Raw genomic sequence first — 22,062 nt, forward strand, 5'->3', positions numbered from 1 at the left:
TCCGGCTTTGGCAGTTTTGCAGGAACTTTCCTGCACGTTTAGAAGTGCTTATGCCCGAAACCGGAACTGGAAAGATTCTGCAAAACTGCCAAAGCCGGAACGGACGGCAGAGACCGCCGGGGCGGTGAATACTAACAAGAAAAGGAATAATAATAGAATGATTCAATATTTGATCGTGTGTCCGCTGGTCTTTCTGGCCGGGTTGGTGGATTCCATTGCGGGCGGAGGCGGACTCGTTTCCCTTCCCGCCTATATTTTGGCAGGGGTTCCGGCCCATATGGCTTTGGGAACCAATAAACTGGGATCGGCCATGGGAACCACCATATCTACAGCCAGATATATTAAAAACGGATACTTGGAAGGAAAGATTATGGCGTCCATGGCGGCCTGTTCCGTGGCGGCGGCTTTGGCGGGTTCGACCATAGGTTCCAGGCTTTCCCTTTTAGCCAGCGAGGCAGTAATTAAGAACATGATGATTGTAGTGCTGCCCATAGTGGCCTTCTATGTGGTAAAGAACAAGAATATGGGCGATAATGAAAAGACGAATACACTGCCCATCCGAAAGGTTTATCTGATCACAATCGCGGCCGCATTTATAATAGGAATGTATGACGGATTTTACGGGCCGGGAACGGGAACATTTTTGATTCTCATTCTGACCGGAGTTGCCAGGATGAATTTAAGAACCGCTTCCGGAATCACGAAGGTGATCAATCTGTCGTCCAATGTGGCGGCTCTTGTTACCTTTATCATCAGCGGCAATGTGATCTATCCGTTAGGTCTGGCGGCTGGGGTATTCTGTATTGCAGGCCATTATATCGGCTCGGGAATGGTAGTGAATAACGGACAGAAAGTGGTGCGCCCGATTATTTTGGTGGTGCTTCTGATCTTGTTTATTAAGATTATATCAGGACAGTAAGAGTTATATGGAGGAAGAAAACAATGAAATGGACAAAGTTTACATTAGCGACAACGACTGCAGCAGTGGATCTGGTAAGCTGCATGCTGGATGAGATCGGCATCGAAGGAATTGAGATCGAGGACAATATTCCTCTCACGGAAGCGGAAACCAAGGGGATGTTTATCGATATCCTTCCGGAACTTCCGCCGGACGAGGGAATTGCAAAAGTCAGCTTTTATCTGGAAGATTTAAATGAACTGGAAGAGATTCTCACGAAGATCGAAGAAGGTCTGGACGAGTTAAGCCAGTTTGTCGATGTGGGAGAGCGGACCATTGCCATGTCGGAGACGGAAGATAAGGACTGGATCAATAACTGGAAGCAGTATTTTAAACCCTTTACCGTAGACGATATTCTGATTAAACCCACATGGGAAACCATTCCGGAAGAGCATAAGGACAAGCTGCTGATCCAGATCGATCCGGGAACCGCATTCGGAACGGGAATGCATGAAACTACACAGCTCTGCATCCGTCAGCTGAAAAAATATGTGACCCGGGATTCCAAAATTCTGGATGTGGGAACGGGCAGCGGCATCTTAGGAATCACGGCTTTAAAGCTGGGAGCAGAGAGCGTATTCGGAACCGATCTGGATGAATGCGCAATTTCAGCGGTAAAGGAAAATATGGAAGCCAACCAGATCGACCCGTCCGAGTTCTATGTGCTCCAGGGCAATATTATTGACGACAAGGCGGTGCAGGACCAGGTTGGATATGAGTGCTACGATATTGTGGTTGCCAACATACTGGCGGATGTGATCATTCTGCTTCAGAAGGAAATTCCCGTTCATTTGAAGAAGGGCGGTATTTTCATCACATCGGGTATTATTAATATGAAGGAAGAGGCTGTCAAAGAGGCGTTTGCCGCCAACGATGCATTCGAAGTGATCGAGATCACCTACCAGGGCGAATGGCTTTCCGTAACAGCCAGAAAGAAATAGAGGAAAGAAGCGTGTATCATTTTTTTGTATCTCCGGATCAGATTGAAGAGAGCCTGATTCGGATTCAGGGAAAGGATGTAAATCATATTAAAAATGTTCTGCGGATGAGGTGCGGAGAAGAGATTCTCATCAGCAACGGAATCGACAGGGATTACCACTGCAGGATTACGGAGATCAGCCAGGATCAGGTGGTTTCTGAAATCCTGGGCGTGGACCAGGAAGGCACCGAACTTCCGGCCAGACTTTTCCTGTTCCAGGGGCTTCCTAAAAGTGATAAGATGGAGCTGATCATTCAAAAAGCGGTGGAACTGGGCGTTTACCAGATCATCCCTGTGGTCACAAAACGAACCATTGTGAAGCTGGACGCGAAAAAGGAAGAGAGCAAGTTAAATCGCTGGAACAGCATCTGCGAAAGCGCGGCCAAGCAGTCCAAGCGGATCATCATCCCGGAAGTGACCAAAACCATGACACTGAAAGAGGCGTTAAACTATGCAGGGGAATTCGACTGCAGCATGATTCCCTATGAGCTGGCAGAGGGCATGGCCGCAACCAAGGCGGTGGTCAGCCGGATTAAAAGCGGGATGAGTGTGGGCATATTCATCGGCCCGGAAGGCGGATTTGAGGAAGATGAGATTGAACTGGCGTCTTCCATGGGCGTGGAGCCCGTTTCCCTCGGAAAACGGATTCTGAGGACGGAAACGGCAGGGCTTACGGCGCTGTCTGTTTTAATGTATCATCTGGAATGCCAGATGTAGGGATCATCCGGCATCATCAAAGTCTCTGTGAAACAAGAAGTGAGAAATGAGGAAAACCATGGAAGCATATTTTGACAATTCCGCTACCACGAAAGTGCTGGACAGCGTGAAAGATATCGTAATAAAGACCATGACAGAGGATTACGGCAATCCCTCTGCCAAACATTTGAAAGGGGTGGAGGCGGAACGCTATATCCGCCAGGCGAGAGAAGAGATCGCGAAAACCCTGAAAGTGAAGGAAAAAGAGATTTTATTTACCTCAGGCGGTTCGGAGTCCAACAATATGGCTCTGATCGGCACCGCTTTAGCCAACAAGCGGGCCGGAAACCATATTATAACTACCAATATTGAACATCCGTCTGTCTACAATACCCTCAGCTATGTGGAAAGCCTGGGATTTGAAGTGACTTATCTGCGAGTGGACGAAAAGGGCCATATAAGCCCGGAAGAACTGAGAGACGCGGTGCGTCCTGAGACCATATTGGTGTCCGTGATGTATGTAAACAATGAAGTGGGCGCTGTGGAACCGGTGGAAGAGCTTTCTAAGATCATAAAATCCAAGAATCCCAACACCATTTTCCATGTGGACGCCATTCAGGGATACGGAAAATTCCGCATTTACCCCAAACGCCAGGGAATTGACCTACTCAGCGTGAGCGGACACAAGATCCATGGGCCTAAGGGAGTCGGATTTTTATATATTGATGAAAAAATCAAGGTGAAACCTTTAATTTACGGCGGAGGACAGCAAAAAGGCATGCGTTCCGGCACGGAAAATGTTCCCGGAGTGGCAGGCCTTGGGGCGGCCGCAAAGGAAGCTTACACCAATTTTGATGAGAAGATGAACGCCCTTTATGATTTAAAAGACTACATGATTGACCGAATCGGTGAGATCGAAGGAACCCATGTGAATTCGTCAAAGGGCCGGGACAGCGCCCCGCAGATCGTCAGCGTCAGCTTTGAAGGGATTAAAAGCGAAGTTCTGCTTCACGCGCTGGAAGATAAGGGAATCTATGTTTCATCCGGTTCCGCCTGCTCTTCCAATCATCCTGCGGTCAGCGGAACCCTTAAAGGAATCGGCGTCAGACAGGAACTATTGGATTCTACGCTCCGCTTCAGCTTCAGCACATACAACACCAGGGAAGAAGTGGATTATTGCATTGATACATTAAAGGAATTGCTGCCGGTGCTCCGGCGTTATACGAGGATGTAAAGACTTTGCCGGCGGCTTAAATGCCTGTTGGGAAGAAAAGAGGCCGCCCGGTGCGGAATATGGAGGGAACTATGCAGTACAAATCATTTTTGATTAAATATGCTGAGATCGGTACAAAGGGAAAAAACCGGTACTTATTTGAAGACGCGCTGATTAAGCAGATCCGCCATGCGTTAAAGACTGTGGACGGAGAATTTGCCGTGACAAAGGAATCAGGGCGCATCTATGCGGAAGCAAAAGGGGAATACGACTACGAAGAGCTGATTGAGGCTTTGAAACGCGTGTTCGGAATTGCCTGGATCTGCCCGATGGTGCAGATTGAGTCCAAGGATTATGAGAATCTGAAAAAAGAAGTGGTCGCTTACATGGATGAAGTATATCCGGATAAAAACATCACATTTAAAGTGGATGCGCGCCGCGCGGATAAGAACTATCCGGTCACATCGGAACAGATCAACCGGGATATGGGAGAAGTGATTCTCGAAGCATTTCCTGAGATCCGGGTGGACGTCCACAAACCGGATGTGATGCTTCACGTGGAGATCAGAAATAAGGTGAATATCTATTCTCTGATGATCCCCGGAGCGGGCGGAATGCCGGTGGGAACCAACGGAAAGGCCATGCTCTTGTTATCGGGCGGCATCGACAGTCCGGTGGCGGGATATATGATCGCAAAGAGGGGCGTAAAAATCGACGCTGTCTACTTCCATGCGCCGCCATACACCAGCGAGCGGGCAAAACAGAAGGTGGTGGATTTAGCCAAGCTTGTGGCGCGTTATTCAGGACCGATCCAGCTTCATGTGGTTAATTTTACGGATATCCAGCTCTATATCTATGAGCAGTGTCCTCATGAGGAACTGACCATTATCATGCGCCGCTATATGATGAGAATCGCTGAAACCATAGCGGAGAACACCGGATGCATCGGACTGATTACCGGAGAGAGCATCGGCCAGGTGGCTTCTCAGACCATGCAGTCGTTAGCCGCCACCAATGAGGTCTGCACCATGCCCGTATACCGTCCGGTCATCGGATTTGACAAACAGGAGATCATTGACGTATCCGAAAAGATCGGAACGTATGAGACTTCAATCCTTCCGTTTGAAGACTGCTGTACCATATTCGTTGCAAAACATCCGGTCACAAAGCCGAATCTGAATGTGATCAAAAAATCGGAAACAAAGCTGGAAGAGAAGATTGATGAGATGGTAAAGACTGCTATTGAAACGGCAGAAACCGTCTGGTGCGATTAAAAATCCGTCGGATTTGAGCGCCGGAAAAACAAATCAAACAAAAAAAGATGCTTCGCAAGAAGCATCTTTCTATATGAAAATATGAATATTAATTACTGAATGATGTATGGACTTAAAAGGCTCATGATTTCATCGATGTTGCTTTCCGCATGGATATTTAAATCGATCGGTTTGGAAAGATCCAGGCTGAAAATGCCCATAATGGACTTTGCATCGATTACGTATCTGCCGGATACTAAATCAAAATCTACATCAAATTTAGTCAAATCATTTACAAATGATTTCACTTTATCAATTGAGTTTAAAGAAATACGAACTGTTTTCATGTAAAAACCTCCTTGTAATGGTTACACTTTTATTGTATGACTGGGCTTTTCCACCCGCCCTCGTCTTAGTTAAATACTACAGATCAATGGTATAAAAGTCAATAGTTAGATTGCATGAAAAATAAGATAAGAAACTGTAAAATTGTTGCAGTTCAGCTTGCCTCTGTCAGACCTGCCGTTTACGGCGTAAAAACGCTGTGAAAGCGTTTCCAAAAGCTTCCAGAACAGGAACCGGCTGCCGAAAAAACAGGGAACCGGAGAGCCGGATGAATGCATAAAAATAGATAGGAGAATACAAAATGAGAAAAGCCGCCTTTCACAATCTTGGGTGCAAGGTAAACTCTTACGAAACAGAAGCGATGCAGCAGCTTTTGGAAGCTGCTGGATATGAAATCGTGCCTTTTAAAGAGGGCGCGGACGTCTACATTATCAATACCTGCTCCGTCACCAATATCGCGGACCGCAAGTCCAGGCAGATGCTTCATAAAGCCAAAAAGATGAATCCCCAGGCCGCGGTTGTGGCCGTGGGCTGCTATGTTCAGGCCGCCGGGGAAGAACTGAAAAAAGACGAGGCCGTGGACCTGATTGTGGGCAACAACAGGAAAGCTGAACTGGTTTCCATACTGGACGATTATTTCAACAGCCGTCCTAAAGAGGATCTTGTGATCGATATCGGAAAGACCCATGAATACGAAAATCTGAGCATCAGCCGGATTGCTGACCACACCAGGGCGTTTATTAAGATTCAGGACGGATGCAACCAGTTTTGCAGCTACTGCATCATTCCTTATACCAGAGGGCGGGTCAGAAGCCGGAAGGCAGAGGACGTGGTGGAGGAAGCGAAACGGCTTGCGGACGCCGGATACTCGGAACTGGTGCTCACCGGAATCCATTTGAGTTCCTATGGGATTGATTTTCCGGAAGAAGAGAAGGAAAATCTTCTGGGGCTGATTAAAAAGATCCATCAGATTGAATCGGTAAAGAGAATCCGTTTCGGCTCTTTGGAACCCAGAATTGTGACGGAGACATTTGCAGAAGAGCTGTCGGGACTTCCGAAAATCTGCCCCCATTTCCACCTTTCCCTTCAAAGCGGATGCGATGAAACATTGAAGCGGATGAACCGCCGTTACGATACAAAAGAATACGAGGCCTGCTGTGATAACCTGCGCCGCTGGTTTGATAATCCGGCCATTACCACGGATGTGATTGTGGGATTTCCGGGGGAGACGGATGAAGAGTTTGAAATGACAAAGGCTTATCTGGAACGGATTCATTTTTATGAAATGCATGTGTTTAAATATTCAAAACGCCAGGGAACCAGAGCGGCTGCCATGGAAAACCAGGTGCCGGAACAGGTAAAGTCCGCCCGCAGCGATCTGCTTTTAAAGCTGGATGAAACCATGTCAAAGGAATACCGGTTAAGCTGTCTGGGGACGGAAAAAGAAGTGCTTTTGGAAGAAAAAATTACCATTGACGGCATTGATTACATGATTGGCCATACAAAGGAATATGTTAAGGCAGTTGTGCCTTATACAGGCCCGGAACAGAAGAATCAGCTGATAGTTGGGCGTTTGGACCATATGTTGACTGATGAAATTGTCTATTTAGTATAAAAAAGACAGAAAGTTTTAATAAATATTTTCCTTGCCGAAAGTTATAATATGGTTTAGAATAGAGTAGAACAGTAAAAGGACGTGATTACAGATGGGCGATATTCATAACACACAGTATTTTAAAGCAGTACAAGAGAATAAGCTGGATGTAAGCCAGGTATTAGAGCAGGTTTATATTGCCCTGACTGAAAAGGGATATAATCCGGTCAACCAGATTGTCGGATATATTATGTCTGGAGATCCAACCTATATTACCAGCCACAAGAGCGCCAGAAGCCTGATCATGAAAGTAGAGCGTGATGAGATCCTGGAGGAATTGCTGGCTGTCTACATTGATTCGAAATTGAAGTAGCGATATTTATAGATTTAGAGAATATTGTAGCGTGAAGATTTGCGGAAGATGACTGTCAGATACTGTTTGGAAACAGGCTTTGACAGTCAAATTATTAAGCACATAAGAGAACCGGCCCGTAAAGCGCATGGGTAAGGACGGATAAACAGTTGGGGGCAGTGCCAGCTAATTTTTTTGTGCTTAAAAGAATGAACATTAGAAAGAACAGGAATATATGAGAGTTATGGGATTGGATTACGGTTCCAGAACCGTCGGAGTTGCAGTCTGCGATCCGCTTGGACTGACTGCGCAGGCGCTGGAAACGATTACTCGTGATGAAGAGAACAAATTACGTCCGACCCTGAGACGGATTGAGGCATTGATTGCAGAATATGAGATTGAAACCATCGTTTTAGGTTATCCTAAGAATATGGATGATTCGATCGGTGAACGTGCCCAGAAAACGGAAGAATTTAAGCATATGCTTGAAAAACGTACCGGATTAGAGGTTATACTGTGGGATGAAAGGCTGACAACAGTGGCGGCCAATGAGATATTGATGGAAAGCGGTGTTCGCAGAGAAGACCGCAAAAAGGTAATTGATAAAATTGCGGCAGGACTGATCCTTCAGGGATATTTGGATTACCGCAGGGAAAAATGACGGGAACGAGGATTGAATCGGATGGAAGAAAAAAAGATTGTGATGGTAACGGATTCCGGGGAAGAAGTGGAATTTTACGTCCTGGAAGAGACGAAGATTAACGGTATGAACTACCTTTTGGTTACGGATGCCGAAGAAGATGACGACGAGGGTGAATGCTACGTTCTGAAGGATTTATCACAGGCCGACGAGGAAGAAGCGGTCTATGAATTTGTGGAAGACGATGATGAGATAGAGTATTTGTTTAAGATTTTTACAGAATTGATGGAAGATATGGACGTCGAGATTAAGAAGTAATTGAGGAGATTTCATGGATCAGGCAATTTTTAAAGATATGCTCAGAGAAAAGGGCCTTAAAGTGACAAACCAGAGACTGAATGTTTTGGAGACGATGGCTGCCCATCCGGGTGAGCATCTGACTACGGAAGAGATTTACGATCTGGTGAGAGTAAAAGAGCCGGAAATTGGACTGGCGACTGTTTACAGGACCGTACAGGTTCTGTTTGAATTACAGGTGATTGACAAAGTCAGCTTTGATGACGGATTTATCCGGTATGAACTGCGTGGAATGGATCAGAATTCCAGGCATCAGCATCATCATGCGATTTGCAATATATGTGGAAAAGTTTATTCGTTTCAGGACGATTTATTGGATACATTGGAACAGGCATTGTATGACAACATGGGATTTGCGGTGACAAATCATGAGGTCAAATTATATGGTACCTGCAAAACTTGTATGGATAAATTACAGAAAGAGGCGGATGGGAAAAAGAAAACGGAGGAATCAGATTGAAACAACAAAACAAATTAAAAAACAGTGACGCAAAAGTAAAAATCATACCATTGGGCGGACTGGAACAGATCGGTATGAATATTACGGCATTTGAGTATGAGGACAGCATCATCGTGGTGGACTGCGGCCTCGCATTCCCCAGCGACGACATGCTGGGAATCGACCTCTGCATTCCGGATGTGACTTATCTGACGCAGAATGCGGACAAGGTAAAAGGCTTTGTAATCACTCATGGACATGAGGATCATATCGGAGCACTGCCTTATATTTTACAAAAGATCAATGTACCGGTTTACGGAACAAAGCTGACCATCGGCTTGATTGAGAACAAGCTGAAAGAGCATAATTTAATGAAAACCACCAAGAGAAAAGTGGTGAAACACGGACAGTCCATCAACTTAGGCTGCTTTAGAATCGAATTCGTTAAGATGAACCATAGTATTGCGGACGCCGCAGCTTTGGCCATCTTCACACCGGCAGGAATCATCGTCCACACAGGCGACTTTAAGATTGACTACACGCCTGTATTCGGAGATGCGGCAGACCTTCAGCGCTTCGCCGAGCTGGGCAAAAAAGGCGTTCTGGCCCTTATGTGCGACAGCACCAACGCGATCCGTCCGGGATTTACCCAGTCGGAGAAGACGGTGGGCAAAACCTTTGACGCAATTTTCGCTGAGCATAAAAATAACCGTATTATCGTGGCAACCTTTGCTTCCAACGTGGACCGGGTTCAGCAGATCATCAACTCTTCCAATAAGTACGGGCGAAAAGTGGTGGTGGAAGGCCGCAGCATGGTCAATGTAATCGGAACCGCCAGTGAACTGGGATACATCAATATTCCAGAAGGCACCTTAATCGATATTGAACATTTGAAGAATTATCCGGACGAGCAGACCGTGCTGATTACAACCGGAAGCCAGGGAGAATCCATGGCTGCGCTGTCACGTATGGCGGCCAGCATTCACAGAAAAGTATCCATTAAACCGGGAGATGTGGTAATTTTAAGCTCCACTCCGATTCCGGGCAATGAAAAAGCGGTTTCCAAGGTTATCAACGAGTTGTCCATTAAGGGCGCCGAAGTTATTTTCCAGGATACCCATGTTTCAGGACATGCCTGCCAGGAAGAGATTAAGCTTTTATATTCCCTGATCCATCCTAAATATTCCATTCCTGTCCATGGCGAATACCGTCATCTGATGGCTCAGAAACAGCTGGCTATGGCTATGGGCATTCCGAAAGAAGATATCATCATCATGTCCTCAGGAGACGTGGTGGAATTAAACCATGATTCATGGAAAATCGCCGATCACGTACAGGCGGGAGCGATCCTGGTTGACGGTCTCGGCGTAGGCGATGTTGGAAATATTGTATTGCGGGATAGACAAAACCTGGCACAGAATGGTATTATTGTGGTAGTTTTGACGCTGGAGAAGTTCAGCAACCAGCTGCTTGCAGGTCCGGACATCGTATCCAGAGGATTTGTTTATGTGAGAGAATCCGAGGATCTTTTGGATGAGGCCAGGGCGATTGTGGACGACGCGGTCCGTGACTGCCTGGAACGCCATGTAAACGACTGGGGCAAGATTAAGAACATTATTCGTGACAGTTTAAGTGATTTCCTGTGGAAGCGTATGAAACGGAATCCTATGATTTTACCGATTATTATGGAGATCTGATGATAATTGTTTGGCAGGCCGGCGCATTGACTGCGCTGACCGCAATCAAACGCGGAAAAGCAGGCAGAACATCGGATGTTTGACCGGCTGCAGGAAACTGGACACAGGAATTGAGGATGATATATGAGCAGGGCGACGAAAGAAATTAACAAAATAACGGGAACTATCATCAGCGTTTCAGGAAAGCTGATCGTTTATGCATTGGTGATTTTGCTGCTGTACGAAGGCGCCAGCAAGGGATTTGCCTTCGGTCATGAGATATTTGACCCCACGCCTGTGGCAGCCGCCCCTGGTATTGACAAGAAGATAACCATTGCAAAAGGCACTACCCTTTCGGAAGCTGCGGATCTTTTGCTGGAAAAAGGCTTGATTAATAACAAATTTACGTTTATCATTCAAAGCAAATTTTATGATTATGAGATAAATCCGGGAGACTACACTCTCAACACCTCCATGACATCGAAAGAGATGCTGGCGCAGATCAATGAGGCACCGGAAGAGGAAGAGACAGATGATAGTAAATGAGCGGATCAGGGATTATTTAAGGTCCCTGGACAGCGGAAACGGAGAACTATGTGATGCCATTGCAAAAGACGCAGTGGCATCTTATATTCCCATCATTAAAAAAGAAACGGAAAGTTTATTAAAGACCATGGTGGCGGCAAAAAGGCCCCGGGCCATCTTAGAAGTGGGAACTGCCGTAGGCTATTCCGCCCTGCTGATGAGCCGGGTGATGCCGGAGGACTGCCATATCACCACCATAGAAAAGTATGAGCCCAGGATTCCCATTGCAAAAGAGAATTTTAAAAAGGCAGGGGAAGAAAAGAGGATCACTTTGCTGGAAGGAGATGCGGAAGAAATCCTGAACGGGCTTAAAGGCCCCTTTGATTTCATCTTTATGGATGCGGCCAAGGGACAGTATATTCACTGGCTGCCCACCATATTAAGGCTTCTTGCCGAAGGCGGAATCCTGTTTTCCGACAATGTGCTCCAGGATGGGGATATTGTGGAATCCAGATATGCGGTGGAGCGGAGAAACCGCACCATACACAGCCGGATGAGGGAATACCTGTATACTTTGACGCATATGGAGGAACTGGAAACTTCGGTGATACCCATTGGAGATGGAGTTACCATCAGCGTTTTAAAAAACAGACCGAATGAGAGGAACGCATGAGAAAGACTGAATTACTAATACCGGCCGGAAGCCTGGACGTGCTTAAAACCGCTGTTATTTATGGAGCGGACGCCGTTTATCTGGGCGGCGAAGCGTTTGGGCTTCGCGCTAAAGCCAAGAATTTCACGAATGAAGAGATTAAAGAAGGAATTGCCTTTGCCCATGAAAATGGAGTAAAGGTTTACATTACAGCCAATATTCTGGCCCACAACGAGGATCTGGACGGAGTAAAGGCGTATTTTGAAGAACTGAAAGAGATTCGTCCGGATGCGCTGATTATATCAGACCCGGGTGTCTTTATGATTGCCAAAGAGGTGCTTCCGGATATGGAACTTCATATCAGCACCCAGGCCAATAATACCAATTACGGAACCTACCAGTTCTGGTACCAACAGGGAGCGAAACGGGTGGTTACGGCCAGAGAGCTGTCTTTAGCCGAGATTAAAGAGATCAGAAGCCGGATTCCGGAGGATATGGAGATTGAAAGCTTTATACACGGAGCGATGTGTATCTCTTATTCCGGAAGATGCCTGCTGAGCAATTATTTTACGGGAAGGGATGCCAACCAGGGCGCCTGCACCCATCCGTGCCGCTGGAAATACAGCATTGTGGAAGAGACAAGGCCTGGCGAATACATGCCTGTGTATGAGAACGAGCGGGGAACCTATATCTTTAATTCCAAGGATCTTTGCATGATTGAACATATCCCGGAGATGATCGACGCCGGAATTGACAGCTTTAAGATCGAAGGGCGGATGAAGACCGCTCTTTACGTGGCGACGGTTGCCAGAACCTACAGAAAAGCGATCGACGATTATCAGAAAGATCCGGCCCTTTACCAGGCCAATATGGAGTGGTATAAGTCGGAGATCGGTAAATGCACCTACCGTGAATTTACCACCGGTTTTTATTTCGGAAAACCTGATTCTACGACCCAAATCTATGATAACAATACCTATGTGAAGAATTATACTTATCTGGGAACCGCGGAAGCGTCTGAGCGGGAGGGATTTGTTAAAATTGAGCAGAAGAATAAATTTTCCGTTGGAGAGGAAATTGAAGTGATGAAGCCGGACGGAATCAATGTTCCTGTGACTGTCAGGGCAATTTTCGATGAAGACGGCAATCCCCAGGAGAGCGCGCCTCATCCCAAACAGGTTTTATACGTGGATCTGGGAGCGGAAGTGAATCCGTATGATATCCTGAGGCGGAGTGAGATGGAATAGGGACATTTTAACATGAAGGGATTTTTGAAAAAGCCTGCTCTCAAGGCTTTTTCAGAAATCCCTTCACGTTTCATGTTAAATCTAGTATAATAGCCCAAAGAGAAAGAAGTTATGGAGGTGAATGCCTGTGCTCGTGTGGATTTTAGGAATTGGCGCGGTGATCTGCGTGATCTATTATTTTATCATCATCATTTATTCAGGAATTGCCACGTCCTTTGCGTTTATCTGGCTGTTTTTCGCGGCCTGCCTCGGATTTTTAGCTTATGGAGAACACTATTACAGGCTGAATCCCAAACGGGTGCCGCTCTGGCTTCCGGTATCGATCACCACCTTCTGTCTGGCAGGTTTAGTGATCTTTGCGGCAGTGGAGGTGCTTGTATTCACCGGAGTTGCGGGAAGCACCAAAGAAAATCTGGATTATGTGATTGTGCTGGGAGCAAAAGTTAAACCTGACGGAATTAGTAATTCGCTGAAAAAACGGCTGGATAAGGCCATTGAGTACGTGGAACAGAATCCGGATACCGTGCTTGTTTTATCCGGCGGCCAGGGAAGCGACGAACCGGCCAGCGAAGCGGAAGTGATGTATGCATATCTCCAATACAATGGGGTGGATCCGGACCATATGGTGTTGGAGGACCGCTCCACAAGCACCCTTGAAAATATTGCGTACAGCAAGGTTTTAATCGACCATCTTCAGGAGGAAAAGCGGAAGGAAGCCATGAAGAACCGCCCTCCGGTTAACCCGGGCAATGTGGAGCTGGCGGAGGAAAAGCCTTTGGAAATCGGCATTCTTACCAGCAATTTCCATGTATTCAGAGCCCAGCAGATTGCTAAAAAGTGGGGAATCAGCCATGTGAGCGGAATCGCTTCCGGGTCTGACCCGGTTTTATTTGTCCATCTTTGCGTCAGAGAGTGTCTGGCGATATTAAAAGATAAATTAGTGGGCAATATGTAATTAGAAAGAGTGAATAGAAAGCAGCAAAGAGAGGCATGTCGATGAAGAAGTTAGAAGAATTAACAACCTACCGTTTATTGGAAACTAGAAGGTTAGAGGAGATCAATTCCACCGGAATGGTTCTGGAACACATAAAAAGCGGAGCCAGGTTATTTTTGATCTCAAATGAAGATGAAAATAAGGTTTTTAATATTGGATTCCGCACCCCGCCGTCGGACAGCACCGGAGTTCCTCATATCCTGGAGCACAGCGTGCTCTGCGGTTCCGCAAAGTTTTCCGTGAAGGACCCGTTTGTGGAGCTGGTAAAAGGATCGTTAAACACCTTTTTAAATGCCATGACCTATCCGGACAAAACCGTATACCCGGTGGCCAGCTGCAATGATAAGGATTTCCAGAACCTGATGGACGTCTATATGGACGCGGTTCTTCATCCCAACATTTATAAAGAAGAAAAGATCTTCATGCAGGAGGGATGGCACTACGAACTGGAAGAGGCCGATCAGCCGTTAATCTATAACGGGGTTGTCTATAATGAGATGAAAGGGGCGTTTTCCTCTCCGGAAAGCGTGCTGGACCGGTTTACCAGAAAAGTTTTGTTCCCTGATACCTGTTACGGCTTTGAATCGGGCGGCGATCCGTCGGAGATTCCCAATTTAAGCTATGAAGAATTCCTGGATTTCCACCGGAAATACTACCATCCGTCCAACAGCTATATCTACCTCTACGGTAACATGGATATGGCGGAAAAGCTGGAATGGCTGGACCGGGAATATCTGAGCCATTATGAGAAGATGGAGATCGATTCTGAGATTAAGATGCAGAAGCCCTTTGAGAAACCGGTGGAAGAAACCATCTTCTATTCCATTACGGACGGGGAATCGGAGGAACAGGCCACATATCTTTCCATCAGCAATGTGGTGGGAACGGATTTGGACCCCAAACTCTATATCGCATTTCAGATTCTGGAATATACGCTGATCGATGCGCCCGGAGCGCCGTTAAAACAGGCTCTTTTGGATGCGGGTATCGGACAGGATATTCTGGGAGGGTATGACAGCGGCATTTTACAGCCGTATTTTTCCGTGGTTGCTAAGAATGCGGAAAAAGAGCAGAGAGGCGAGTTCCTGGCTGTGTTAAAGGGAACGCTCCGCAAGCTGGCAGACCAGGGAATTGACAGAAAGATATTAAAAGCGGGAATTAACTACTACGAGTTCCGCTACAGGGAAGCTGATTACGGTTCTGCGCCAAGCGGGCTGATGTACGGACTGCAGTGCCTGGACAGCTGGCTGTATGACGGGGACCCGATGATGCATCTGGAATACCAGGATACATTTGAGTTCCTGAAAAAGGCGGTGGACGAGGGATATTTTGAAGGCCTGCTCAGGGAATATCTGCTGGATAATCCGTTTGAGGCCGTGATTGCCGTCTGCCCCAAGAAGAATCTGACTGCCGAGGAAGAGGCGAAGCTTTCAGAAAAGATGGCGGCTTATAAAGCGTCTTTGAGTGAAGAGGAGATTGGGCGTCTGGTGGAACAGACCAAGGAATTAAGGATTTATCAGGAGACGCCGTCCACCCAGGAGGAATTATCCGTGATTCCGCTTCTGTCCAGAGAGGATATCGGCAGAGAGCCGGAGAAACTGATCTGGGAAGAGAAAGAAGTGGATGGAATCAAGGTGATCCACCATGAGATGTTCACATCAGAGATCGGCTATCTGAGAATACTTTTCAATACAAACCGGGTGCCGGTGGAAGACCTGCCTTATGTGGGGCTGTTAAAATCCGTGCTGGGCTATGTGGATACGGAACATTATAATTATACGGATCTTTCCAGTGAAATCTATTTAAACAGCGGCGGAATCAGCTTTTCCGTTACCTCTTATCCGAATCTGAAAGACCGGGAGAATTTCTACGGAGTGTTCCAGGCCAGCGCTAAGGTGATGTATGATAAGCTGGGATTCGGATTCGATATGATAAAAGAGATACTGTTGAATTCTAAGCTGGGCGATGAAAAGCGTTTGGGAGAGATTCTGGGAGAGTGCAGGTCCAGAGCCAAGATGAAGCTGGAAGGCAGCTTCCATTCCGCGGCGGTGGCAAGGGCGACTTCTTATTTTTCACCGGTTTCTTCTTTTAATGATATTACCGGAGGCGTGGGATATTATGAATTCCTGGAACGCACCGTGAAAGAATATGAGAGCAATAAGAAAGCACTGATTGAAAAGCTGGAGGAAGTGGCGAAAAAGCTGTTTACTTCCGACAATATGCTGATCAGCTATACGGCGGATGAAACCGGTTATTCCTATCTGCCGGAAGCGGTAAAGTGTTTAAAGGACAGCCTTCCGTCCGGTACCGGAACCACCTATCCGTATCAATTCCGGGAGGGCAATAAAAACGAAGGCTTTACAACGGCATCCCAGGTCAACTATGTGGCCCGCTGCGGCAGCTTTGGAGGCCGGTTTGACTATACGGGAGCTTTAAAAATCTTAAAAGTGATTTTAAGCTATGATTATCTGTGGATCAACCTCCGCGTAAAGGGCGGAGCCTACGGATGCATGAGCGGTTTCGGCCGTTCGGGCGAAGGGTATCTGGTTTCTTACCGGGACCCTAACTTAAAAGAGACAAATGATATTTACGAAGGGATTCCTAAATATCTGGAGGACTTCCGGATTGACGAAAGGGATATGACCAAATATGTGATTGGCACCATCAGCGATCTGGATATTCCGTATCCGCCGTCCAGCAAAGGTTCCAGAGGGCTGTCCGCCTATCTTTCAGGCGTGACGCCGGAGATGATGAAGGAAGAACGGATGCAGATTCTGAATGCCACCCAGGAAGATATCAGAAATCTGGCCGGGCTGGTGAAGGCGGTGCTGGATACAAAAAGCCTTTGCGTAATCGGCAATAAAGATAAGATAGAAGCGGAGAAACCGTTATTTAAAGAGGTAAAAAATCTCTATAATTCATAAGCTTTATAAAAATACAGATCGGGGTAAGGAATGGAAAATAATTTAAAATCAGGTTTTGTAACATTAATAGGAAGGCCCAATGTGGGAAAATCAACGCTGATGAACCATCTGATCGGGCAGAAGATCGCCATCACATCGGATAAGCCGCAGACCACCAGGAACCGGATTCAGACGGTCTATACGGATGAACGGGGACAGATCATATTCCTGGACACTCCCGGCATCCACAAAGCGAAAAACAAGCTGGGCGAATATATGGTAAATGTGGCTGAGCACACGCTGAAAGAAGTGGATTTGATTCTGTGGCTGGTGGAACCCACCACATTTATCGGGGCAGGAGAGCGCCATATCGCGGAACAGCTGAAAAAGGTGACCACACCTGTGATTCTGGTTATCAATAAGATCGATACGGTTAAAAAACAGGAGGAGATTCTCACATTTATCGATACTTACAAAGATATCTGCGATTTTGCCGAAATCGTTCCGGTATCCGCGTTAAAGGATAAGAATACAGACCTGATGACTGAATTGATTTTCAAATACCTTCCTTACGGACCTCAGTTTTATGACGAGGATACGGTTACGGACCAGCCTATGCGCCAGATTGCGGCCGAGCTGATCCGGGAAAAAGCCCTCAGGCTTCTTAATGACGAAATCCCTCACGGAATCGCCGTTACCATCGAAGTGATGAAGGAGCGGGGAGACGGCATCATGGATATCGAGGCCAATATCGTCTGCGAGCGGGATTCCCATAAGGGAATCATCATCGGAAAAGGCGGCAGCATGCTGAAAAAGATCGGAACCTCGGCCAGACGCGAGATCGAAGACCTGCTGGAGATGCAGGTCAACTTAAAGCTCTGGGTAAAGGTGCGCAAGGAGTGGAGAGACAGCGAGTTATATATGAAAAACTACGGATATGATCCAAGGGATAATTAAAAACGGATAAAGTTCTTTGATTGAGCGTGAAAAATCACGCGGATGGGAGAAAGAGTGAGAGATGTTGTTAAGGTGACCGGAATGGTGATCAAATCAACTCCGGTGGGTGAATTTGACAAGCGCCTGGTGATTTTATCGAGAGAACGCGGAAAGATCACCGCGTTTGCCAGAGGCGCCAAACGCCCTTCCAGCATACTGATGGCTGCCAGCCGCCCCTTTTCATTCGGACAGTTTTCCCTGTTTGAAGGGAGAGACGCCTACAACCTTCAGTCGGCTGAAATCACCAATTACTTTGCCGATCTGGCGTTTGATATGGAAGGGGCCTGCTACGGGTCGTATTTTCTGGAACTGGCCGATTATTATGCGAGAGAAAATATGGATGAGACACTGCTTTTAAAGCTGGTGTACCAGTCCCTCAGAGCCCTTTTAAAGGATGCGATACCCAACCAGCTGGTTCAGCGGATATTTGAACTAAAGGCCATGGTGATTAATGGGGAGTACACGGAACACCCGCCCCGCCGGGTGGGGGATTCCGCCAATTATGCCTGGGAATTTGTGATCGCCTCCTCTATGGAGTCTCTGTATACATTTACCCTGACCGACGAAGTTTTAAAAGAATTCGCCTCCTGTGTGGAAGTCAACAAGACAAAATTCATTGACCGGACGTTTCATTCCCTGGAGATATTAAAAACCTTAATTAATCCGGGTTAAGTATTGAAAATATTTGGAAAAGAAGGTATAATCCACTCTATATGCGAAAAAATGATTCAGATAGGAAGATAGGGGTAATGTATGAAAAAAATAAAAATTGCACTGGCTGCGTCCGTTTTAGCAGTGATTTTGGCCGCCTGCGGCGGTAAACAGGGCTCAACCAGCACATTTTCACCGAATCAGGACAGTATCTTCGTGTCCAGAGACGGTAATTTCTCCAGTTCACTGGTGGAAACATATTCTGCCGAATACAGCCAGGAAAAGTTCCAGGCTTTCGTGGATGGAATCGTGTCTTCGTATAATGAAGAAAAGGGCTTGGGAGCCGTATCGGCCAACACGGAAGGCCAGGCAAAGCTTCCGGTTGCCGTTAATACCTGTACGCTGGAAGGCGGATCTGCAAAGATCATCTTCGACTATGCCAGCGGAACCGATCTGATCGAGTTTGCGAAAGACCAGAAGGACGAGGATAACCAGGCAGAGGGGCTGGAATTCGGAAAAGCTTCTACTTTCCTTAACCAGGGGGCTTTGCTGGAAGCCGTTTTTGTAACACCGAAAGACGGAACCAATGTAAAGCCGGAGAAACTGGTAAAGGCCGGAGACAGTTACTGCGTGGCCGTGGATGGGGCGGTTACCATTCAGACCGAGGGAAAGATTCAGTATGTATCCAAGGGAGTGTCCCTTCAGGATGAATTTACGGCGAAAACGCCGGAGGGGAAATCATATATCATTTTCAAATAGAAGAAAGAGGTTAAGCTGATTATGGAAAAGACAATGGAAAAAATCGTAGCGCTGGCAAAGAGCAGAGGATTCGTATATCCTGGTTCTGAGATTTACGGAGGACTTGCGAATACATGGGACTACGGAAATCTGGGCGTTGAACTGAAAAACAATGTGAAAAAAGCATGGTGGCAGAAATTTGTTCAGGAGAGTCCCTACAACGTGGGCGTGGACTGCGCAATTCTGATGAATTCCCAGACATGGGTGGCATCCGGCCATTTAGGCGGATTCTCTGACCCGCTGATGGACTGCAAGGCATGTAAAGAGCGTTTCCGCGCGGATAAGCTGATTGAAGACTATATGGCAGAGCATGAGATTCAGATAGAAGGTTCTGTAGATGCCTGGTCCCAGGAAGAGATGAAAGCATATATCGATGAGAAAAACATCTGTTGCCCAAGCTGCGGCAAACATGATTTTACAGATATCCGTCAGTTTAACCTGATGTTTAAGACCTTCCAGGGCGTTACGGAAGACGCTAAGAATACGGTATATTTAAGACCTGAGACAGCTCAGGGTATCTTTGTAAACTTTAAGAACGTTCAGAGAACTTCCAGAAAGAAAATTCCGTTCGGCATCGGACAGATCGGTAAATCTTTCCGTAACGAGATCACTCCTGGCAACTTCACATTCCGTACAAGAGAATTTGAACAGATGGAACTGGAATTCTTCTGCGAACCGGGAACTGATTTAGAGTGGTTCTCCTATTGGAAATCCTACTGCATCAACTGGCTGAAGTCCTTAGGAATCAAAGAGGACGAGATGAGAGCCAGAGACCATGCTCCGGAAGAATTATGCTTCTACAGCAAGGCCACCACAGACCTTGAATTCCTTTTCCCATTCGGCTGGGGTGAGTTATGGGGAATTGCCGACAGAACGGATTATGACCTGACCCAGCATCAGAATACGTCCGGTGAAGACATGACTTATTTTGATGATGAGAAGAAAGAAAGATACATTCCTTATGTAATTGAGCCGTCTTTGGGCGCTGACCGTGTGACGCTGGCGTTCCTCTGCGCTGCTTATGATGAAGAAGAGATCGGAGAGGGAGATGTGCGTACCGTGCTTCATTTCCATCCGGCGATCGCTCCTGTTAAAGTCGGCATCCTGCCTCTTTCCAAGAAGCTGAATGAAGGTGCGGAGAAGATTTACGCAGAACTTTCCAAGTATTACAACTGTGAGTTTGACGACAGAGGCAATATCGGAAAACGCTACAGAAGACAGGATGAGATCGGTACTCCGTTCTGCATTACCTATGATTTTGAATCAGAGACAGACCAGGCTGTTACCGTGCGTGACCGTGATACCATGGAACAGGTGAGAATTCCGATTACGGAATTAAAAGCTTACCTGGAAGATAAATTCTCTTTTTAACAAAATAAGAATGTTTGAGATGGGAGCCGCAGATCCGGCTCTCATTTTCTGTAAAATGAATTTTAATTTCGGATGAGGAGGCAGGATGAAACCGCTTAATTTATTGGAAGATCATGTGAGAGCTTTATTTTTAAAATACCTGATTCCGTCGGTCAGCGCCACTTTTGTGACGTCCATCTATATTTTGGCGGATACGGTGATGATTGGACGCGGCGTGGGGGCTGTGGGAATTGCGGCTCTGAACCTTTTACTGCCTTTATTCAGCCTGTTTTTCGGTACGGGCGTGCTGTTGGGCGTAGGAGGGGGCGTGCTGTTTTCCGTTTCAAAGGGAAAGGGTGAGGAAAAGAAGGCCAGGGAATACTTTACTGTCGGGTTCGTGTGCGCGGTGCTGTTTTCACTTTTTTATCTGACTATGGGCTATCTTTTCTTTGGCCCGATTACCGGATTTTTGGGAAATAATGAGTCCATGGCTGCGCTGGTGGAACAGTACGGTAAGATCCTGATAGCGGGCGCTCCGGCTTTTCTGTTTTCCGCTTTTTTACAGGCGTTTGTCAGAAATGACAAGGCGCCTAAGGTGGCCATGGCCGCCGTAATTGCCGGAGGCGTGAGCAATGTGGTGCTGGATTATATCTTTATCTTTCCCATGAAGATGGGAATGGCGGGAGCCGCCGTCGCCACGGTGATCGGATCGCTGATTACGATCGGCATACTGCTGTCCCATTTTTTCTCACCGTCCAATACACTGAAATTCACAGGGGATTTGTCGGCTGCAAAAGCGGGGAAAGTGATTGCCAACGGAGTATCCAGTTTCTTAATTGAGATGTCGGGCGGAATTATCATCTTTTTATTCAACCGGCAGCTGCTGGCTTATGTGGGAAACTTAGGCGTGGTGGTTTACGGGATCATATCCAACAGCGCTCTGATCGTATCGTCGGTGAGCAACGGTATCGCTCAGGCCGCCCAGCCGTTGATGGCTGTCAACTTTGGAGCCGGCAGGGAAAAAAGGGTCAGGGAGACCAGAAAATATGCGCTGACGGCCGAATTTATCGCAGGAGCGCTGTTCGTGGCGGCAGGTCTTTTTCTGCCGCGGATGATTACCGAGATATTTGTAAAGGCGGATGAATCCATATTGACTTTGTCTGTTCCTGCAGTCCGGATGTATTTTCTGTCGTTTTCAGCAATGGGAGCCAACCTTTTGTTCAGCACTTATTTTCAGTCGGTTATGAAACCGTTTTATGCACTTTTGGTTTGTCTTCTGCGTGGAATTGTGCTCAGCGGCGTCCTTGTATTTCTGCTTCCGGCGGTTTTGGGCGTGAACGGAATCTGGATGACAATGCCGGTGACAGAATTTATCACTTTAGCCGTTTGTACTTTACTGAATATTCGTATATGCGAATTGAAAACAGATATGCGAAAATAACAG

The 22,062-nt window shown here is 46.8% G+C and carries 22 protein-coding genes; 21 read left to right on the forward strand and 1 reads right to left on the reverse strand.

The window, feature by feature from the left end; genetic code table 11:
* Nucleotides 1-157 precede the first annotated feature (157 nt).
* The 5 genes from C0033_RS01940 (at nucleotide 158) to thiI (ending at nucleotide 5,120) form a co-directional block, all read left to right on the forward strand.
* Nucleotides 158-919 (forward strand): TSUP family transporter, encoded by a 762-nt coding sequence (locus C0033_RS01940; RefSeq protein WP_103226452.1) that lies wholly within the window; start codon nucleotides 158-160, stop codon nucleotides 917-919.
* A 23-nt stretch (nucleotides 920-942) separates the two neighbouring features.
* Nucleotides 943-1,899, forward strand: a complete 957-nt coding sequence (gene prmA / locus C0033_RS01945) for a 50S ribosomal protein L11 methyltransferase (protein ID WP_103226189.1) — start codon at nucleotides 943-945, stop codon at nucleotides 1,897-1,899.
* Between the two features lie 11 nt (nucleotides 1,900-1,910).
* Entirely contained in the window at nucleotides 1,911-2,654 is a 744-nt protein-coding gene (locus tag C0033_RS01950) for a 16S rRNA (uracil(1498)-N(3))-methyltransferase (protein ID WP_103226453.1), read from the forward strand.
* Between the two features lie 58 nt (nucleotides 2,655-2,712).
* Nucleotides 2,713-3,867: a cysteine desulfurase family protein gene (locus tag C0033_RS01955; RefSeq protein ID WP_103226190.1), complete on the forward strand. Its 1,155-nt coding sequence runs from the start codon at nucleotides 2,713-2,715 to the stop codon at nucleotides 3,865-3,867.
* Nucleotides 3,868-3,938: 71 nt separating this feature from the next.
* Entirely contained in the window at nucleotides 3,939-5,120 is a 1,182-nt protein-coding gene (gene thiI, locus C0033_RS01960; RefSeq protein ID WP_103226454.1) for a tRNA uracil 4-sulfurtransferase ThiI, read from the forward strand.
* Between the two features lie 92 nt (nucleotides 5,121-5,212).
* Here thiI and C0033_RS01965 read toward each other — a convergent pair whose 3' ends face one another.
* Entirely contained in the window at nucleotides 5,213-5,446 is a 234-nt protein-coding gene (locus tag C0033_RS01965) for a PTS sugar transporter (RefSeq protein WP_103226191.1), read from the reverse strand.
* A 299-nt stretch (nucleotides 5,447-5,745) separates the two neighbouring features.
* On the opposite strand from C0033_RS01965, the gene mtaB reads away from it, so the two are divergent.
* The 16 genes from mtaB (at nucleotide 5,746) to C0033_RS02045 (ending at nucleotide 22,059) form a co-directional block, all read left to right on the forward strand.
* Nucleotides 5,746-7,059 (forward strand): tRNA (N(6)-L-threonylcarbamoyladenosine(37)-C(2))-methylthiotransferase MtaB, encoded by a 1,314-nt coding sequence (mtaB, locus tag C0033_RS01970; protein ID WP_103226192.1) that lies wholly within the window; start codon nucleotides 5,746-5,748, stop codon nucleotides 7,057-7,059.
* A 91-nt stretch (nucleotides 7,060-7,150) separates the two neighbouring features.
* Nucleotides 7,151-7,411: an IreB family regulatory phosphoprotein gene (locus C0033_RS01975; protein ID WP_103226193.1), complete on the forward strand. Its 261-nt coding sequence runs from the start codon at nucleotides 7,151-7,153 to the stop codon at nucleotides 7,409-7,411.
* A 214-nt stretch (nucleotides 7,412-7,625) separates the two neighbouring features.
* A complete protein-coding gene (gene ruvX, locus C0033_RS01980) occupies nucleotides 7,626-8,051 on the forward strand; it encodes a Holliday junction resolvase RuvX (RefSeq protein WP_103226194.1) in 426 nt (141 codons plus the stop codon).
* A gap of 21 nt (nucleotides 8,052-8,072) precedes the next feature.
* The gene (locus C0033_RS01985; protein ID WP_103226195.1) at nucleotides 8,073-8,348 is read left to right on the forward strand and encodes a DUF1292 domain-containing protein; all 276 of its coding nucleotides are present in this window, start codon (nucleotides 8,073-8,075) and stop codon (nucleotides 8,346-8,348) included.
* Between the two features lie 13 nt (nucleotides 8,349-8,361).
* Nucleotides 8,362-8,847 carry a Fur family transcriptional regulator gene (locus C0033_RS01990; protein ID WP_103226196.1) on the forward strand — a complete coding sequence of 162 codons (486 nt, stop codon included), beginning with the start codon at nucleotides 8,362-8,364 and terminating at the stop codon, nucleotides 8,845-8,847.
* Nucleotides 8,844-10,523: a ribonuclease J gene (locus C0033_RS01995; protein ID WP_103226197.1), complete on the forward strand. Its 1,680-nt coding sequence runs from the start codon at nucleotides 8,844-8,846 to the stop codon at nucleotides 10,521-10,523. Before C0033_RS01990 ends, C0033_RS01995 begins: the two co-directional genes overlap by 4 nt.
* A gap of 123 nt (nucleotides 10,524-10,646) precedes the next feature.
* Complete coding sequence (locus tag C0033_RS02000; RefSeq protein ID WP_103226198.1) at nucleotides 10,647-11,048, forward strand: endolytic transglycosylase MltG; 402 nt, start codon at nucleotides 10,647-10,649, stop codon at nucleotides 11,046-11,048.
* A complete protein-coding gene (locus C0033_RS02005; RefSeq protein WP_103226199.1) occupies nucleotides 11,035-11,700 on the forward strand; it encodes an O-methyltransferase in 666 nt (221 codons plus the stop codon). Before C0033_RS02000 ends, C0033_RS02005 begins: the two co-directional genes overlap by 14 nt.
* Entirely contained in the window at nucleotides 11,697-12,926 is a 1,230-nt protein-coding gene (locus tag C0033_RS02010; RefSeq protein ID WP_103226200.1) for a U32 family peptidase, read from the forward strand. Before C0033_RS02005 ends, C0033_RS02010 begins: the two co-directional genes overlap by 4 nt.
* 121 nt (nucleotides 12,927-13,047) lie before the next feature.
* Nucleotides 13,048-13,881, forward strand: a complete 834-nt coding sequence (locus C0033_RS02015; protein WP_103226201.1) for a YdcF family protein — start codon at nucleotides 13,048-13,050, stop codon at nucleotides 13,879-13,881.
* A gap of 41 nt (nucleotides 13,882-13,922) precedes the next feature.
* The gene (locus tag C0033_RS02020) at nucleotides 13,923-16,844 is read left to right on the forward strand and encodes an insulinase family protein (RefSeq protein WP_103226202.1); all 2,922 of its coding nucleotides are present in this window, start codon (nucleotides 13,923-13,925) and stop codon (nucleotides 16,842-16,844) included.
* A gap of 30 nt (nucleotides 16,845-16,874) precedes the next feature.
* On the forward strand, nucleotides 16,875-17,780 hold the full coding sequence (gene era / locus C0033_RS02025) for a GTPase Era (RefSeq protein ID WP_103226203.1): 906 nt from the start codon (nucleotides 16,875-16,877) through the stop codon (nucleotides 17,778-17,780).
* Nucleotides 17,781-17,834: 54 nt separating this feature from the next.
* The gene (recO, locus tag C0033_RS02030; protein ID WP_103226204.1) at nucleotides 17,835-18,491 is read left to right on the forward strand and encodes a DNA repair protein RecO; all 657 of its coding nucleotides are present in this window, start codon (nucleotides 17,835-17,837) and stop codon (nucleotides 18,489-18,491) included.
* A gap of 81 nt (nucleotides 18,492-18,572) precedes the next feature.
* Nucleotides 18,573-19,229, forward strand: a complete 657-nt coding sequence (locus C0033_RS02035; protein WP_103226205.1) for a hypothetical protein — start codon at nucleotides 18,573-18,575, stop codon at nucleotides 19,227-19,229.
* Nucleotides 19,230-19,250: 21 nt separating this feature from the next.
* Complete coding sequence (locus C0033_RS02040) at nucleotides 19,251-20,639, forward strand: glycine--tRNA ligase (RefSeq protein ID WP_103226206.1); 1,389 nt, start codon at nucleotides 19,251-19,253, stop codon at nucleotides 20,637-20,639.
* A gap of 85 nt (nucleotides 20,640-20,724) precedes the next feature.
* Nucleotides 20,725-22,059 carry an MATE family efflux transporter gene (locus tag C0033_RS02045; RefSeq protein ID WP_103226207.1) on the forward strand — a complete coding sequence of 445 codons (1,335 nt, stop codon included), beginning with the start codon at nucleotides 20,725-20,727 and terminating at the stop codon, nucleotides 22,057-22,059.
* The last annotated feature ends 3 nt before the right edge of the window (nucleotides 22,060-22,062 follow it).

It is taken from the genome of Clostridium sp. chh4-2, from assembly GCF_002899675.1.
Classification (GTDB): domain Bacteria; phylum Bacillota; class Clostridia; order Lachnospirales; family Lachnospiraceae; genus CHH4-2.